The following is a 1,310-nucleotide window of genomic DNA, read 5'->3' as shown; positions in this document are numbered from 1 at the left end:
CCCCCGCCGTGCACAGCAGCACGCGGACCGTGGCGCCGACGGCGTGCAGCCGGGCCAGCAGCCCGCCAGCCCCGAGCGATTCGTCGTCCGGGTGCGCGGCCAGGACAATGAAGGCCCGGCCGGCGAGCGCCGCGTCATCCAGCGGCAGGTCCGGCAGCCTGGCGGCGGGGCTGCCGGCCCAGGCGGCCTCGGACGTCCCGGCGTCGTTGTGTGTGAAAGTCACCATGGGTTGCTTTCGGCCAGTGCCAGGGCGCCCAACTGCGCGTCGTCGCGCATCGCGTGGTGCTGGCGGATGTACAGGGCGAGATCGGCCATCCGTTTTCCGTAGCGCTCGTCAAAGGCGAGGGGGGCCGGACCGAGATTTTGGCTCACGAGCGTCTGGACGCGTTCGACGGCGGCGGCCACGCTGCCGCGCACACGCAGGGCTTCCTGCCACGCACCGCGGTCCGAGAGTTCGCCGGCGTCGATCCTTGCGGCCGTGCCGGCCAGGTAGGCGGTGAGGGCGGCCAGCGTGCGGTCAATCTCGCCGAGGTGGGCCAGCGCAATCTGGTCCGGTTCCCGTCCGCCGTCAGCGGCGTGCCGCAGGGAGTCGGCGAAGCTGCGTGCCACGGCGACGGCGCCGCCGAGCCAGCAGGCGGCCACGCCCATGCCGCCCCACGCGAAACCCGGGCGCTGGTAATACCAGCCGGCGCCGCCGAGGGGCACGGCGGGAACGGCCTCGAAGTGGACTGTGCCGCTGGGAATCTCGCGCAGTCCCCGGCTGGTCGACGGCGGCCCGGCCTCCGTCCTCGAGACGGGCCGTCAGTACGGCATGGTCCAGTTGGGCGGCGATCGAGCACCAGGGCTGGGATCCCTGCAGGATCCAGGCGTCGGCGGATTCCTTGGCTTCAAGCCGCAGGCCGGGCGCCTCGGCGGCGAACACACCCCAGGCCCCCTCGAAGTCGGCATCGTCGGGGTCCGGGCAGTCCCGGCCGTGCCGTGCCGCCTCGTCGCCGGCCTGGGCCAGGATCGCCACGGCATCCAGGTGTGGTTCCAGCACCCGTCCGGCGGCGACATCGACGGCGGTTACGGAGGCCAGAATCTCCCACAGGAACGCGGTCCGGCCGTCCCCGGGTTTGGGCGCCGCCGCCGCGGCCGCCTTGGCCAGCTCCAGCAGCCCCGGCACATCGCGGACGGCGTCCTGCGCCTCGGACAGCAGGGGGCTGATCGTCTCCAGGTCTGCGGCCGCGGAGCTGATCCGGACGGGTAGGGGGTGGTCGGAGATGGGGATCCCGTTCATTTCGGCTGCCTGTGTTCCTTCGGGCTGGGCG

At 73.1% G+C, this 1,310-nt stretch carries 1 protein-coding gene and 1 pseudogene; both read right to left on the bottom strand.

Going from position 1 to position 1,310, the window contains the following annotated elements; genetic code table 11:
• Positions 1-226: PIG-L deacetylase family protein (locus tag LQV45_RS33170; RefSeq protein ID WP_230011954.1), on the bottom strand; the 226-nt coding region annotated here is incomplete at its 3' end.
• Positions 220-1,279 (bottom strand): annotated as a pseudogene (locus LQV45_RS33165) (hypothetical protein). The gene LQV45_RS33170 and the pseudogene LQV45_RS33165, both read right to left, overlap by 7 nt.
• Between the last annotated feature and the right edge of the window lie 31 nt (positions 1,280-1,310).

The organism is Microbacterium sp. Bi128 (genome assembly GCF_918698205.1).
This window is presented reverse-complemented; position numbering and strand designations above follow the sequence as displayed.